The sequence below is a fragment of the Novosphingobium sp. genome, from assembly GCF_031417815.1.
Classification (GTDB): domain Bacteria; phylum Pseudomonadota; class Alphaproteobacteria; order Sphingomonadales; family Sphingomonadaceae; genus Novosphingobium.
Window position 1 is genome coordinate 1 of sequence record NZ_JANOWI010000015.1, and the last position, 14,034, is coordinate 14,034.

Genomic DNA, 14,034 nt, shown 5'->3' on the forward strand with positions numbered 1-14,034 from the left:
ACCAGGCCTTCGAGCAGCTCATGGCTGACATAAGGCTCGAGGGTCGGTTTGACCCAGGCGAGGCCCTGCTCCGCTGCGAGAGCGTTGGCGGTTTCGTCCATTTTTGCCGCCGCAAGGCTCTCGAGGAGCGCGACCTCAGCCCAGGCTTCACTTTCTTCATTGTCGAACAGTTCGCGCTCGATCCGCCCGCCAGCGGCGAGATAGGCGTCCCGCCCGACAAGCCGCGCCCGCGGGTCGCTGCCACGCACCGTGCCCGAGAGGACCATGCGCCGCACGCTGTCGGGATTGGGCGCATAGTAGCCCGTCGAAACCTGCTCGAAGACGCGGGCCTGGATCTCTTGATCCGATGTCGCGCCATAGGCTTTAGCCATGTCGAGCGTGATCTCACCTGTGCCAAGCGCAGCGAAAACCAACGGTGCCAGCTGGGCGAGCCGGAGGCGGCCATCGACGAAACGAACGGTCAAGCCAAAGCGGCGCGCAACCTCGTCGCTCGAAGCACCCGCTTCGATCAGTGCAGCAAAGGCCTCCGCTTCGTCGGCGGGGTTCATGGCAAGCCGGTGGAAGTTTTCGGCCAAGCTGGCGGTGCACGAGCTGTCAGCCTTGTCGAGCACCAGGCACGTCACCGGATGGTTGCGGGGCAACGCTTTGTCCTCGGCCAGGCCCAGCATCGCGCGGCGGCGACGTTCGCCCGCCTCGACCTCGAACTTGCCCTTGGCGGCTGGGCGCACCACCAGGTTTTGCAGCAGGCCGCAGGCGGCAATGCTCGCCTTGAGTTCGGCATCAGCGGCCGCATCGGCATGCTTGCGCACATTGCGCGGGCTTGGCACGAGCTTACTCAGGGGAATTGTCTGGAACATGGTTTTACTCCTGAATTGAGCCCGGCACGCCGACCATCGACGCCCGATTGGCTCGAACAGGCCAAAGCCTCCTCCCCTCTCCCGATTCTGAGTGTAACGACCGGCGATGCGGATCGCCGACCTGCACTCGCCGATTACAGTCGTTTAGTGCGCCCAAATTGGGCATGGCGCACTCAGGAGACAAATCCACTGAGGATCACTCCGGCGCGATCGGTCGGCACAAACAGCCGGGTTTGGTAGCGGATTATCTCGGTGAAGCAGCCTTTGGACTTATACCAGTCGAGCCGCGCCGCCGACCAACCCGCAAGTTCAAGACGCTGCGTGCCGTTGACGAGACTGCGCTTCAACCTGAGCTGATCCGGCCCCTTGATCTCCATCGCGCGGCCGGTTGCCAGCACCGACGCAGCGATGTCATGCGGCAGCAGATTGAGCTCATCGGCAAGGCCAAGAGATTGACACAGTTCTGGCACTGCATGGAGCGGGACTTCGCGCCCCAGGAGCGAACGCCCGCCGCCTGCCGCAATGCGGCTGACCCGGACGTAGTCGGAAGGAAGCTTGTCCCAGATGGGTAAAAGGAGTCCGGTGGCGAGATGGAGGCGTTCACGTTTGCGGCTTGATGCGGCTTCAAAAGCCTCGGTGCGCCAGGTTTTTTCGAACGCCGACGGATCGACTGGCTCCCAGGCGCTTTCCGCAAGCTGATCGGAGGTGAGATGGCCTCGTTTCAAAGGCCGCACCAGTTCGAAGCGCGAAACTCGCGTGCCATCGTCGCCAAGGAGGCTGCGTGCCGGAACGAGCAGTCCGACCCGGCCCGAGCGGGAATTGCGCAAGCGCCGATGGATTGGTGCCGCTACTCCGTAGTGTGCCTCAAGGCATTCGAAGCTCAGCGGCTTGAGCGCACGCGCTATTTCGATTTCGAGCAGATGCGTGGTCGCGCCAGAAACTGTATCGGTTCGCAGCAAGGTGTCCGAAATTACCTCGAACGCCTCGACCGCGATAGTCTCGACCCCCAGGTCAAGCGTCCCGGCTTGCCGGGCAGCATCGATCCGCGCCTCAACCAGTCCCGAGAATTCGTCGAAGATCGCGTTCTGCAGGGCTATGGGAAGCGCAAGGATCCGGTTGAGCCAGCGCTGGATCGTCGGCAGGTCTTCGACCAGCGAGCCATCGGAACCTGCGACCCTCAGGCCGGTCAGCTCCTCGAACTTGGCCAGGCTCACGGCGTCGAGCTTGCCCATGAACAGCAGGCCGAACCAGCGATGAAGCGCATCCTTGGCGTATGAACTTTCGAGATTATCGGCGGGATCGAACAGGTTCTGCCCGCCGGTCTGGCGCTGGCCGCGGGTGAGCGCGCCAAGGCTGTCGAGCCGCCGGGCGATGGTCGAGATGAACCGGCGTTCGCCGCGCACATCGGTCGTGACCGGACGGAACAACGGGGCCGAAGCCTGGTTGGTCCGGTTGGTCCGGCCCAAACCCTGGATCGCGGCATCCGCGCGCCAGCCCGGTTCGAGCAGAAAATGGACCCGCCTCGCCTGATTTTTGGCGGCGAGGTCGGCGTGGTATGAGCGACCCGTGCCGCCGGCATCGGAGAAGACCAGGACGCGCTTGGCACCGTCCATGAATGCCTGGGTTTCGGCGACATTGGATCGCGGGCTGCGCGATTGCAGCTTCTGGCGTCCGTCTGCCCCAACGATCAGGCGGCGCGACCGGCCCGTGACCTCGGCAACCTGGTCGACGCCGAACCGCTCGATGATCGCATCGAGCGCAGTTGCGATCGGTGGCAGCGCGCAGAGCTGTTCGATCATCCGGTCGCGCGCGGCGAGCGCGGAGCGGCACAGCACCGGGTGGCCAGCCTCGTCGAGCATCGGCTCGGAGCGGGGATTGCCGTTTTCGTCGGTGAACACCGCCATCAGCCAGACCGGAAAACTCTTGGCGAGATAATCGATCACGTATTCGCGGGGAGACAAGTCGATCTCAAGTGCTTCGCGTTCCTCGTCGCTGAGAATTGCCAAGCGCCGATCGAGCATGGCTTCCGCAGTGGTGACCAGTTGGACGACGACCGCGTTGCCCTCGGCGAGTGCCGTAGCGATCGCAGGGAGCAGGCTCGGGAGTTTGAGCGAGAGCAAAAGCTGCGCAAAGAACCGCTGCTTGGTGCCTTCGAAAATCGAGAGCGCAGCTGCCTTGGCGCCGCTGTTGAGCGTGTCGCCGCTATCGGCATCGACAATCCGTGTCGCCTCGAGCGCTTCGCGCAGATTTGCGTGGATGATCGCCCAGGCGCCGGCATAGGCGTCGTAAACCGCGATCTGGTTTTCGCTCAGGCAATGCTCAAGAATCTCGTATTCGACCCCGGCGAACGACAGCGCGCGGGCCGTGTAAAGCCCGAGTGCCTTCAAGTCGCGCGCGACCAGTTCCATCGCAGCGATACCGCCGTTCCGGATGTCCGCGACAAATGCCTCGCGGTTGGCAAAAGCTGTCTCCGGTCCCCACAGCCCGAGCCGCGTCGCGTAGGCGAGATTGTTGACGTCCGAAGCGCCGGTTGCCGAAGCGTAAATCACGCGGGCGCGCGGGAGCAGGTTTTGCAGGCGCACCCCGGCGACCCCCTGCTCCGATCCCTTGACCTTGCCGCGCGACCCCTCGCCGCCTGCGGCATTGGCCATGGCGTGGGCTTCGTCGAAAACGATCACGCCGCCAAAGTCGTCGCCGGCCCAGGCCAGGAGCTGGTCGAGCCGGGTGGCATCGCTCCGCCCGGATCGCAGGGTTGGATAGGTCACGAACAGGATGCCTTCGCGCATCGCGATGGCGCTGCCGAGCTTCCATTGCCCAAGCGGCTGGATGTCGATCGGCAGACCGCCCAGCGCAGTCCAGTCGCGCCGCGCGTCCTCAAGCAGGGCCTCATTCTTCGAAACCCAGATATGGCGGCGCTCGCCCCTCACCCAGCGATCGAGGATCACGCTCGCGACCTGGCGCCCCTTGCCCGCACCAGTGCCGTCGCCAAGAAAATAGCCTTGACGATAAGCTGTGCCCTCCTCGTGCGGTATCAGCGCGCAGCCTTTGTCTTCAGGCATGAAGCGCCCTGGCACATCGCGGGCATGCGCGCTGGCCGCATAGATCAGCGTCTCGACCTGAGCTTCCGACAGGAGCCCTTTGGAAACAAGGCCCGCTGGCAGCTGCGGGATTTGAGTTGGGATTGGCGCAGTAATCGAGCCCATCGCAACCGATTCCACCAGCGGCGTCGGATGGGCGAGCGCGTCTTCGATTGTGATGCGACTGGGCCGATAGGGCAGGTAGTGGCCCAGCTGCTCGGCGATCGGCGCGGGTGCTGCAAGGGCAGTGTAATTACAAGGCTCGTGTCCAACAGCTGAGGCGGCGCGCAAGGGCGGCGTGGGCAGGACAGGCCGGGTACCGGCAACGAGCCGCAGAGCTAGCGGCTTCGATGACGCGAGGTTCGGTGCGGCGACATGCGTTTCGGCGCGCGGCGGCAGGGCATCGATGAGCGCGCTGAGCTCGGCAAAGGCGTTGGTGCGCGCCAGCACCGGCTCGGCCTCGCTGGCTGCCTTGTCGAGTACGAGCAGCCTCGTCGTGATCGAGGTGCCGTGCCGGACGAAACCCCGCTCGATTCCGGCATTCAGGTGCAGAGATACCGGGCCGGTCAGGCTGGCGAGGAAGCGGCGGGTGTCGAACCATTCGGGCATGATCGCGACCAGGCGCCCGCCCGCAGCAAGCCGCTTCCAAGCCGACCGTAAGTGACGGGCACCGGTCTGGCCATCGTGACCGCGTTCCAGCCCGTGCGAATAGGGCGGATTCATCAATACCAGGCTCGGCACCAGCGCGGGTTCAAGCAGTTCGTCGATCAGTTCACCATCGTGGCCAGAGAGAACAGCGTCGGGGAATAGCGAGGCCAGGCAGTCGCGGCGCAGCGGCGAGATCTCGTTGAGCGCAAGTCGCACAGTGGACCTTGCCCCCCAATGGGCCAGCATGCCAGTGCCGGCCGAGGGCTCGAGCAGGATCTCGTTGGCGGAAATTGCGGCAGCGCGCGCGGCAAGCCAGGCGATCCGGGGCGGCGTCGCAAACTGTTGCAGTTCAATTTGTTCCTCGCTGCGGACGGTCTGGGCCGGCAGCAAGGCGCTGAGCCTGCCGAAATGGCGCTCGGCGATTTTGACGGAAACGGCCGGGGTCAGCTCATCGATTTGGCGTAGCCAAAGGACCTGGGCAAATTCGAGTGCGGCATGCGCGTCGGCAATCCGCCAAAGACCCTGGGCATCGCTGCCGCCACAGATGCGGCCAAGTACGCCGTTGAGGCACGAACGGGTGACCTGCTCGCCGCCTTCGAGGAAAGCGGCGATCTCGCGGGCAGCGCGCAGGACCATGGGTTCGGGGCTCGCTGGAAACGCAAATGCGGGTGAAGACTGAAACATCGGGGAACTCCTGACGAGGCCGCTGGAGCTTCAGGGCCTCGCAAGGCCCAAAGCCCCCTCTCCTCTTGTCTCGTTCAGGCTGTTGCTGATTGTCTCGCGACGAGCACATCGTTCCAGTCTTGCCCGTCGGTCGCTGGTCTGCGGGTCAGTATACGGCGACCCTCGCGGGCATAGCTGTCACGGGCCCGCTCCTCGGCGAGCGCTCCGCCGCGATCGGCGTCGATAAACAGATGCAGCTCGCGCACGCTTTCCGGGATAGTGACAAGGCCAAACCGTTCGTTGCCGAGCGTAGCCCAGCACGGAATACCATACAGCTGCTGCGCCGAGAGCGCGCTTTCGATCCCCTCGGCCAGACCAAGGCGGCCCCCGCGCGGCATCGCAAGCCGGACCGCGCCTGTCGCCAGGCTGCCCAGTGCGCGCTTCGGACGGTCAAAGCCAGCCAGCCTGCCGCTGCGCGCATTGAGAAACGTACGGTGCACTGCGAGGATTTCGGCATCGTTCCGCACGGCCGCGAGCATCGCAGGCAGAAAGCGGACTGTGCCCCTTGGCCCAAGCGGCGTGCGGGCGTGGTAACGCAGGTCAGGCGAATGAAGGCAAATGCCGCGACTGACGAGGTACGTGTCTGCCGGGCTGACCGCGAATGCCGTGGCGCTGCGCCACAGCCGCTGGGCATTGGCATCGGCGGCTTCCTTGCGTTTCATCGACGTGATTGGATCACCCCGGCCATCGAACAGATCCGATGGCTTAACTCCGAACCGGGTGAGGCCCGCGATAACCGCATCATTCGCGCAACCGGCGAAGCAATGCAGCAGAATCGCCCGTTTGCCCAAAGTGACGCTCAGCGAGGGCGTGCGGTCGTCGTGCGCCGGGCAGCAGCACATGCCCTTCGAGCGGGACCAGGTCCCGCCAAGCGCTTCGACGATCTGACGGGCTCGTCTTTCAAGGCGATCCGACACTTGGGCACAATGCATGGGCACATCTCCAGTCCACTATGCCTCCACCGCGCAGCCTCCACTCTGCGCCCCGTCACAAGTCAGTTTCCTACAACGTATGTTCTTTATATGTTCCAATCCGATTCGGCTAGATGAGGAATGACATATGTCACGAAAGTTGATCACAGCCCTTATCTTGAGCGCCAGCCTTGCGCTCGCGTGCCCTGCCTTGGCGCAGGAAGCATTCGCGAATGCGCGCACGGTTCCTGAGCAGCAGCCACCGGGCATCCGCGTTGACGAGGCCAGTGGCGGATTCCAGCTGGTAACGCACGGGGTCTGGGCGCAACCGGCAAATGCTTGGGCTGACGCACCTAAACCAGCAATTCCAGCGCAACCATCTACCTCAGCCCAGCACTGGCAGCGGGAAACCAAGCACAATTCGAATTTCCGCCGCTCCGCCTTCCTTCCGCATGTTCGTGCCGCCGAGGCGCGGTATGGATTGCCGATTGGCCTGCTGGACGCGCTGATCTGGACCGAGTCTCGCTACAATCCGCTCGCCGTGAGCGGTGCGGGAGCAGCTGGGCTTGGTCAACTGATGCCGGGCACAGCACGGGAGCTTGGCGTTGCGAACCGGTTCGATCCCCGTGCTAACCTGTGGGCTGCAGCGAAATACTTACGCCAGATGTTGGACAAGTTTAGGGTCGTGCATCTAGCGGTGGCAGCCTATAACGCTGGACCAGGCGCAGTTGAGCGCGCTGGCGGCATTCCGCTCAACGGTGAAACTCCGTCCTATGTGCGGCACGTCCTTGCTTTCTGGGGAGCCAAATGAGTTTGACCTACGGAAATGGCAGCAGGCAGCGCAAACGGGTGAGCGGAGTGCTCAATCACGGTGGACGTGGGCTGAATATCCTGACTGACGCAGGCGACCTCTGGGTTATCGATCGCGATGATGTCGATCCAAATTTGCTGGGACGCCGTGTGACTGCTGAAGGAACCCAATCTGGTTATGACCGCCTCCAAGTGGAATGGATCGGAGAAATCTAACGCGCGGGGTAGCCCAGCACCTTAATGGGTTCGGGAAAGCTTTCTAAAATCATTCGCCCCCACTCTTCTGCAAGCTCCCGTCGCCGTTCCATGAATGCGGCGCGGTTGTACGCTCCTTCTGATGCAGAGACGCCATCCGGGACGTGCGCAAGCATCAGGTCGATAATGTGTCGATCGCTGGCCGTTCCATTTCTCTCGGCCCATTCATTCATGATGGTCGAAAAGCTTGACCGCCATCCGTGCGGAACATGCCGACCTTGATACCCGCAGCGATTGTAGAAATAGCTGAGAGTGTTTTCGCTCATTGGCCTCCAGCCACTCCGATTGCCCGGAAAGACCAGCGGGCCAAGTCCCGAAATGCTATGAGCGACCCTCAGAACTGCGACTGCTTCCGGACAAAGCGGAACCATGTGCTCAAACTCCTGATCCTGCTTCAGTTCGCTTGCGAGTTTCATGCGTGAAGCCGGAATCCGCCACTGGGCTTGTGGACAGGGGTCATCGGAGTTCCAGTCAATGCTCTCAAGTTCTACCCACGGCATTGCTCGGACTGTGCCTGGTCGCTGCGCAGTGAGCGCAAGAAATCGCGACGCCAATTTCGTCAGTGCCGATCCCTTTTCCCACTCGGTCTTGCGAAGCATTTCGTGGAGTTGATCCAACGTAAGCAGTGCGGGCCGCTTGCGTTTCCGGGGGACGGGCTTGAGTGCCTTTCCGATGCTCGCTGCTGGATCGCGACTTGCAGCGCCTTCCGCAATTGCATGGACAAACACGGCCGAGACTCGCTGTCTCACCCGGTGCGCGGTCTCGATCGCTCCCCGCTTTTCGATCTTGCGAAGAACCATCAGCAACATCGGTTCGTCGATCTCGGAAATGGGCAACTTCCCAAGCCAGGGAAATATCTCGTTCTCTAAACTCTTGATGACATCATTGGAGTGCACCGACGTCCACCGCGTTTCCTGGACGGCGAACCAAGTGCGAGCCAAAGATTCAAAGGTGTTCGCGTTAGCTGCTGCACGCTTGACCGCCTGCTTCTTCGCTTCGACGCCAGGATCGCGTCCTTCCTCGAGCAACCGTCGAGCTTCGCATTTACGTTCCCGCGCCTCCTTGAGGGAAACTGTTGGATAAGAGCCCAAAATGAGACGTCGCTCCTTGCCAGCGAAACGATACTTGAGGCGCCAGCTCCGATGGCCGGACATTGCGACGAACAGGTGAAGACCTTCTGCATCGGAAAGCTTGTAGCCCCGGTCCTTCGGCTTGGCTTGTCGTACTGCAATTTCGCTGAGCATCAGTGCCCCCAGTTTTGGAATTCGATGCCCCCACCAGTGCCCCCAAAACGGAGTGGATGCACATGGAAGCAAGCGAACAAATCAGGAACGCATATTGCCTGAAAATGGCAGAAAATCAAGGAAAAATGGTGGCTTATGGAACTCCGCGGAAGCGGCTCTGGCGGAGAGGGTGGGATTCGAACCCACGGTACGGTTTCCCGTACACTGCATTTCGAGTGCAGCGCATTCGACCTCTCTGCCACCTCTCCGCAGAAGTGATGGGCGGGCCAAGCGGCTTACCCCGGTCGGGAAGCGCGCGGTTAGCCCAAGGCGCTGCGCTTGCCAAGGGGTAAAACCCACACATTCGGGGACATTTCAAAGCTTGGCGTTGTTTCGCAGGCGCAGCACGCCTATATTGCCGGAGCAATGGACCGTGCTTCGTTCTTCTCTCCCCAGGCCGGCCGCTTTGTCGATGCGCCGCTTTCGTCAAAGGCGCGCTTTGCGATCGGCGATGTGGTGCGCCACAAGGTGTTCGATTTCCGCGGCGTGATCTACGATATCGACCCGGTCTTCGCCAACAGCGAGGAATGGTACGATTCGATCCCCGAACACGTCCGCCCCGCGCGCGAACAGCCGTTCTACCACCTGATGGCCGAGAACGGCGACAGCAGCTACACCGCCTATGTCAGCCAGCAAAACCTGCTCGGCGATGGCGATAGCGGCCCGGTCGATCACCCCGGTGTCGATGAACTGTTCGAACCGTTCGCCAAAGGCCGCTACCGGCTGCGGCGCTCAATGAGCCATTAGCAGCGCTCTAGCGCTTGTTCTGCTTGCGCGCGGCATAGCGTGCATCACGCGCCGCCTTCTTCTCGGCCTCGGTCAATTCCACCGGCTGCGCAGCCTGCGCCGCGGCGATCTTTTCGGCCTTGGCCGCAATGATAGCCGCCTTGCGCGCCGCGCTCTTCTCCGCCGCCGCCGCCTCACGCGCGGCCCGCGCTGCAGCGCGCTCGGCCACCAGCGCCGGATCAAGCGCGGGCTTTTCGGCAAGCCGCTTCAGCGCCTTCTCGCGCGCCTGCTGCGCCAGCGCGGCGCGTTCCTGGTGGCTGGGCTCTTTGTATACGGCCATGGTGCTGCTCGTTCTCTCGTTAGTTGCTTGGACTCGGCGCAAGCCTGCGCCGCTGTCCGCCCCTAGCCCAGCCGACACCGCAACGCAGCAAAAATCCATTGTCCTGCTGCGCGGGGTTTGCGCGATGATTCCGGGGCCACCCGCAAAGCGCCCCGCACACGGGGCCGCCGCACCCGCCAATCACAGGACACCCCCATGAGCACCCGCGAACTGCCGTATTTCCTGAAGCACGGCGATCATGCCCTGCAAGCCCCGATGCCCCGCAGCCCGGTCTGCAAGATCGGACGCGGCTTTCCGGAGCTGCGGCCAGCGCCCGAGGGAGGGTGCGGGGATGTGCTGAACTTGCGCGAGGAGGCGGTTTGCGGGTGGCTCAGGGCGGTGGAGATGGGGTTGATTGGGGGGTGTGAAAGGGGGTGAACGGGGACATGCTAGTGCGTGTCCCCGTCCGAATGAACTGCCTCTATTCAAACGCCAGTGCGCCGGGCCTTGTGATTGCAAACCTTGCGGATGCAATCTCGCATGCCATCAAGATTAATACCCGAGTGGCGCATCCGCTTCACGAATTCGTCCGAGAAGTTCTTTTCGTGGACCAGGCAGTTGAGCAACTTACACAACTCTTCACCTTGCTCTGCATGCGGTGGCCTGTATGGCCCGTCGCCTCCGCTCCAAACCGCTGCACTGGCTAGCTCTTCGCGGGTAAACGGTGTCCCACGAATGGTTACGCCCTTGGCCAGAAAGCGGACATGATAAACGCCGCTCCAGTCCGCCCGGTAACCTCCAGCGAATTCGCCAGGCTGGGTTTCGGCGAGCGAAACTGTTTCGACCTGCCCGTTGGGTCTGGTCAGTTCAGCCACCACCACAGCCCGCCGCTCGACTGGCAATCCGTACTCGCTGAGAGAGGTTAGCAGATTCAGGTTCGCGCCCGGTTCAAAGCTTGATTGCTCGACCCGGTTGGCCATTTTCAGATTCGAATAAGTGTGCACAACGACCGAGTATCGCGCGCCATGCGCAGCCATCGATTGGAACTGCACCCGGTCGCGTTCGCGCAACCTTGTCAGCACCTTCTTGAATTTGGTCTTGTCGATTTCAAGTAAGGCGCGCCAAACACCGGCGTGTTGTCCAGTTCCGATGGCGGCTGGCAAGGTGAATCGATAGCTTTGGGTGCGCGATCCTTGTCCATGCTCGATGCCGAGACCAGCTGCGGAGGCGGGTGTAACTATCGAACCATCGGGAGCCTCAAGCGCAAAATTGACAACATCCTCGTCCAGCATCGCCAGCATGGTGCAATCGATATCCGCTTCATTGACGTAGAACGGAATTCTAATCGTCGAGCCTGGCGCAATATATCCGGATGGATCGAGAATTACGTTGTTGTTTGTTACTCCAGCCAAAATTTGCATGAAGTATTTGCTAAGCCGGAAGAAGTCGTCGATCGAACTGCTGAGCAAGCCGGTGAGGAGCAGATAGCCACCAGTGCCATTGGCGAGAGCTCGAAGCGCGGTGGTATTGACTTGGCTCTCACTGCCCAGCCCGATCGCGAACGTGCGATTGTCGATGGAGCCAGCAACGTCCGAAATCCACAGCGGATCGTTTTCAAGCCCGTCAGTCAGTACGATTAAGGCTTTCTGCTGGAAAGCCCCGGCTGGGATGGCATTGAGCAATTGTCGCGCTCGATCGACACCATCGCCCACCGAGGTATAGCCTGCGGGATTGGTGACGTGGCTGTTGACCGCAGCTATCGCGGCGACGCGACCTGGATCAAACACGTTGTTGCTGGCGATGTTCGTCATTGCAAGTCCGGGGAATGTCGCATCGTTCACAGCATAGGAATTGTGATCGAACCTGATCAGACCAACTCCATTTCCTGCCGGAATCAGCTCCATGAACTTGCGTGCCGCATCCTTGAGGACCGCAACGCGTTTGGATCCCGATGATCCGGCGTCCAGGTCCATGCTGCCCGACTGATCGAGCGCCATCATGACTGCCACCGTCGGTCTGGCAATCGCGTTCGCCTTCAGAATGAAGGTGAATTCCTTGCCGTTTTCGGGGCATTCGAAAGTAACGCTGCCATCCGGCACCGCGAATCCGGCTGCCGCCGCAGTGTAGGCAAGCCAAATTCGCGCTTCGGCAAAAGGGCCGACGCCATGATGGACGGTGGTCGATCCTGAAGCAGGAAGAAGCACAGAAAACGGTCCAGCAGGTCCGGTTCCGGCTTTCACCCGGATCGTCGCCTCGCCGCAACCGTAAACGCGGAATACTGCTGCTCTGACCGCGGTCTCACCGGTTGGCACATCATTGAAATTTACGGCGGGCGGCGAGCCGACGTTGGCCACTTCGACGAATGGCACCGCATTGCCGTTGGTATCATAGCAAGGCGGGCTCACAATAGAGGGGTGCTTGTAATTCTTCGGCACGCCCAGGTTTTCGGGGGACGCCCAAGGCCGAATTCCAATTCCTCCTGACCACGGCTCGATATTGCTGTTGATTTCCAAATCACCGCTTTCCGAGCCATAGACCAACGCGGGGTCAAGCCGATCGGGGTGGCCGGGATCAGTCTGCCATTTGGAAAACAAACGGTCGACATTCGAATGCAGCAGGAACACGAAGGGATCGCGGAAAGAGATGTGCCTCCCGCCCATATTCACGAAACCGTGCATCGCATCATGTACGTCTTCTATCGCCGTCCTGAAGTCAGTAAAGTCGGCGTTCAGGAGAATTGCCGTGTCACCAGACGTACTGGCTGGAGAACCGCCGATGCTGCGATTGACTGAGGCAGGGGGATCAGCAGGGTTTCCAGTCGAATCACGATCCAACGCAGCTCCGGGTCCGTAATAGCCGGCGCTGCTCCATGGTTCACCAATCGCCGCGAGACTGCCGCCTCCGTAGCCCATAAAAACGGGCGTGAAGAGGTTCAGGGTGCCGGTTGTCCCACCTCCGAGATTGGCATTTGGAATCGCCCGCGGATCTTGCGTCCAATCCCAATAGTGCAAGGATAACTGTGGGTTGATCAGCCTGAGCATCTGCTCAAACCGGTTCACAATCTCGCGATGCCAGGGGAGGAATTCCGGACCGCGGTGCACGTGGGTCCCCTGGTGGATTTCATCTTGCTTGAACCACCAACTGACCCCACCAGGGTTTGGATCGTTGCGATTTCCTGCAAAATACCGGTGATTCAAAGCGACCAGCGCATCGCGAAGAAGCGCGCGTTCAGATGGCTCGACCGAAGCGATATTGCGGCGGATGCCGTCACCAAGTGCCATTATGACCTCCTAACTGTGTCTCAGTCCAGCGAGATAGTGGCAACCCGGAAATTCTTTTTGGTCGCAGAAGACTACGCTCGGCGAGCAAAATGAATACTCTGCCGATTGGATAGTGCGCAACAGTCTATTTTTGTTCAATACCACGTATCGAGCAAAACCGACTCAGCTTCATGTGATTTGCCAATTTTAGGTTTCATCAGATTTTAGTCAAGGAAGAATTACGCATAGAGCGCGGAATTTAGTAACGATTAATCTAAATTAACTGTCGCTCTTACAAACAGATTTAGTTAATTGCTTGAGAATGCTAGGGGAATGTCCCAGCATCCTTCCGCTTATTCCGACTCAGCGCGGGGTTGCTGGTGGTATACTGGAATTAAGGTGATGGTAGTGCACTCAATCCTCCCACCCCTTGCCCCACATCCGTATATCCCGTATATACATCGCACCATGAACCGCCCGATCCACTCCAAGACCTTCAAATCCGGCAACAGTGTCGCCATGCGGCTGCCGAAGGCGTTGGGCATTCCGGCTGGGGCGGACGTGGAGCTTTTGCGGAACGGGAACCGGGTGACGATACAGCTCTCGGTCGATCCGGCCCAAGCCAAGCGGCGCTGGCTGGCGGCGCTGGATGCGTTGGACCGGCTGCCCAAGCCGGGCGAAATCGAACAGCGCGAGCCGATCGAGCTTCCCGACCGCCCGGGGTTGTGACGCTTGGCGGCGCTGCTCGGCACCGACATCGTGATCCACTTGCGCGATGGCGACGGCTGGTCGCGGTCGCAGGCGCGCACGCTTGATCCGCCGCTGTACCTTTCGGCAATCAGCCGGGTTGAACTGGAAAACGGCGTGTGGCGCGATCCGGCGCTGACGGCGACCCGGCGCGCAGCGCTTGATGCATTGTTGCCGCAATTCGTGGTGCTGGCGTTTGGCCCGGATGAAATCGATGCCTATGCCGCGATCCTGGCCGAGACCGGCTATTCAAGGCGCAAGGTGGCGGACCGGATGACGGCGGCAACCGCACTGATGCAGGATTTGCCGCTGGTGACGCTGAATGGCCGGGACTTTCGAGACATCCCCGCCCTGTCGCTGATTGAATGGGAGCGGCCGGAGTAGCGGGGATCGCAGTAAACCCCTCCGTCAGCGCGTC

The 14,034-nt window shown here is 61.3% G+C and carries 11 protein-coding genes and 1 tRNA gene; 5 read left to right on the forward strand and 7 right to left on the reverse strand.

Features of this window, described 5'->3' with window-relative positions; genetic code table 11:
* The 3 genes from RMN99_RS02955 to RMN99_RS02965 form a co-directional block, all read right to left on the reverse strand.
* The coding region (locus tag RMN99_RS02955; protein WP_309621800.1) for a ParB/RepB/Spo0J family partition protein at positions 1-857 on the reverse strand (857 nt) is incomplete at its 3' end.
* Positions 858-1,030: 173 nt separating this feature from the next.
* Positions 1,031-5,266 (reverse strand): strawberry notch family protein, encoded by a 4,236-nt coding sequence (locus RMN99_RS02960; RefSeq protein WP_309621801.1) that lies wholly within the window; start codon positions 5,264-5,266, stop codon positions 1,031-1,033.
* Positions 5,267-5,340: 74 nt separating this feature from the next.
* The gene (locus RMN99_RS02965; RefSeq protein WP_309621802.1) at positions 5,341-6,237 is read right to left on the reverse strand and encodes a toprim domain-containing protein; all 897 of its coding nucleotides are present in this window, start codon (positions 6,235-6,237) and stop codon (positions 5,341-5,343) included.
* Positions 6,238-6,394: 157 nt separating this feature from the next.
* Between RMN99_RS02965 and RMN99_RS02970 the strand changes: the two genes are divergently transcribed.
* Positions 6,395-7,027, forward strand: a complete 633-nt coding sequence (locus RMN99_RS02970) for a lytic transglycosylase domain-containing protein (protein WP_309621803.1) — start codon at positions 6,395-6,397, stop codon at positions 7,025-7,027.
* Positions 7,024-7,242, forward strand: coding sequence for a DUF5818 domain-containing protein (locus tag RMN99_RS02975; protein WP_309621804.1), 219 nt, complete (start codon positions 7,024-7,026; stop codon positions 7,240-7,242). Before RMN99_RS02970 ends, RMN99_RS02975 begins: the two co-directional genes overlap by 4 nt.
* Here RMN99_RS02975 and RMN99_RS02980 read toward each other — a convergent pair.
* Both RMN99_RS02980 and RMN99_RS02985 read right to left on the reverse strand, forming a co-directional pair.
* Positions 7,239-8,525, reverse strand: coding sequence for a phage integrase central domain-containing protein (locus RMN99_RS02980; protein ID WP_309621805.1), 1,287 nt, complete (start codon positions 8,523-8,525; stop codon positions 7,239-7,241). The genes RMN99_RS02975 and RMN99_RS02980 overlap by 4 nt on opposite strands.
* A gap of 158 nt (positions 8,526-8,683) precedes the next feature.
* Positions 8,684-8,773: transfer RNA gene (locus RMN99_RS02985), tRNA-Ser, on the reverse strand.
* Between the two features lie 157 nt (positions 8,774-8,930).
* Here RMN99_RS02985 and hspQ point away from each other — a divergent pair.
* The gene (hspQ, locus tag RMN99_RS02990; RefSeq protein ID WP_309621959.1) at positions 8,931-9,311 is read left to right on the forward strand and encodes a heat shock protein HspQ; all 381 of its coding nucleotides are present in this window, start codon (positions 8,931-8,933) and stop codon (positions 9,309-9,311) included.
* A 7-nt stretch (positions 9,312-9,318) separates the two neighbouring features.
* On the opposite strand, the gene RMN99_RS02995 is transcribed toward hspQ, so the two are convergent.
* Positions 9,319-9,630: a DUF6481 family protein gene (locus RMN99_RS02995; RefSeq protein ID WP_309621806.1), complete on the reverse strand. Its 312-nt coding sequence runs from the start codon at positions 9,628-9,630 to the stop codon at positions 9,319-9,321.
* Positions 9,631-10,094: 464 nt separating this feature from the next.
* Positions 10,095-12,890, reverse strand: a complete 2,796-nt coding sequence (locus RMN99_RS03000; RefSeq protein WP_309621807.1) for a tyrosinase family protein — start codon at positions 12,888-12,890, stop codon at positions 10,095-10,097.
* A gap of 447 nt (positions 12,891-13,337) precedes the next feature.
* Between RMN99_RS03000 and RMN99_RS03005 the strand changes: the two genes are divergently transcribed.
* Positions 13,338-13,598 (forward strand): AbrB/MazE/SpoVT family DNA-binding domain-containing protein, encoded by a 261-nt coding sequence (locus RMN99_RS03005; protein WP_309621808.1) that lies wholly within the window; start codon positions 13,338-13,340, stop codon positions 13,596-13,598.
* Positions 13,599-13,601: 3 nt separating this feature from the next.
* On the forward strand, positions 13,602-14,000 hold the full coding sequence (locus RMN99_RS03010; protein ID WP_309621809.1) for a PIN domain-containing protein: 399 nt from the start codon (positions 13,602-13,604) through the stop codon (positions 13,998-14,000).
* Positions 14,001-14,034: the final 34 nt, after the last annotated feature.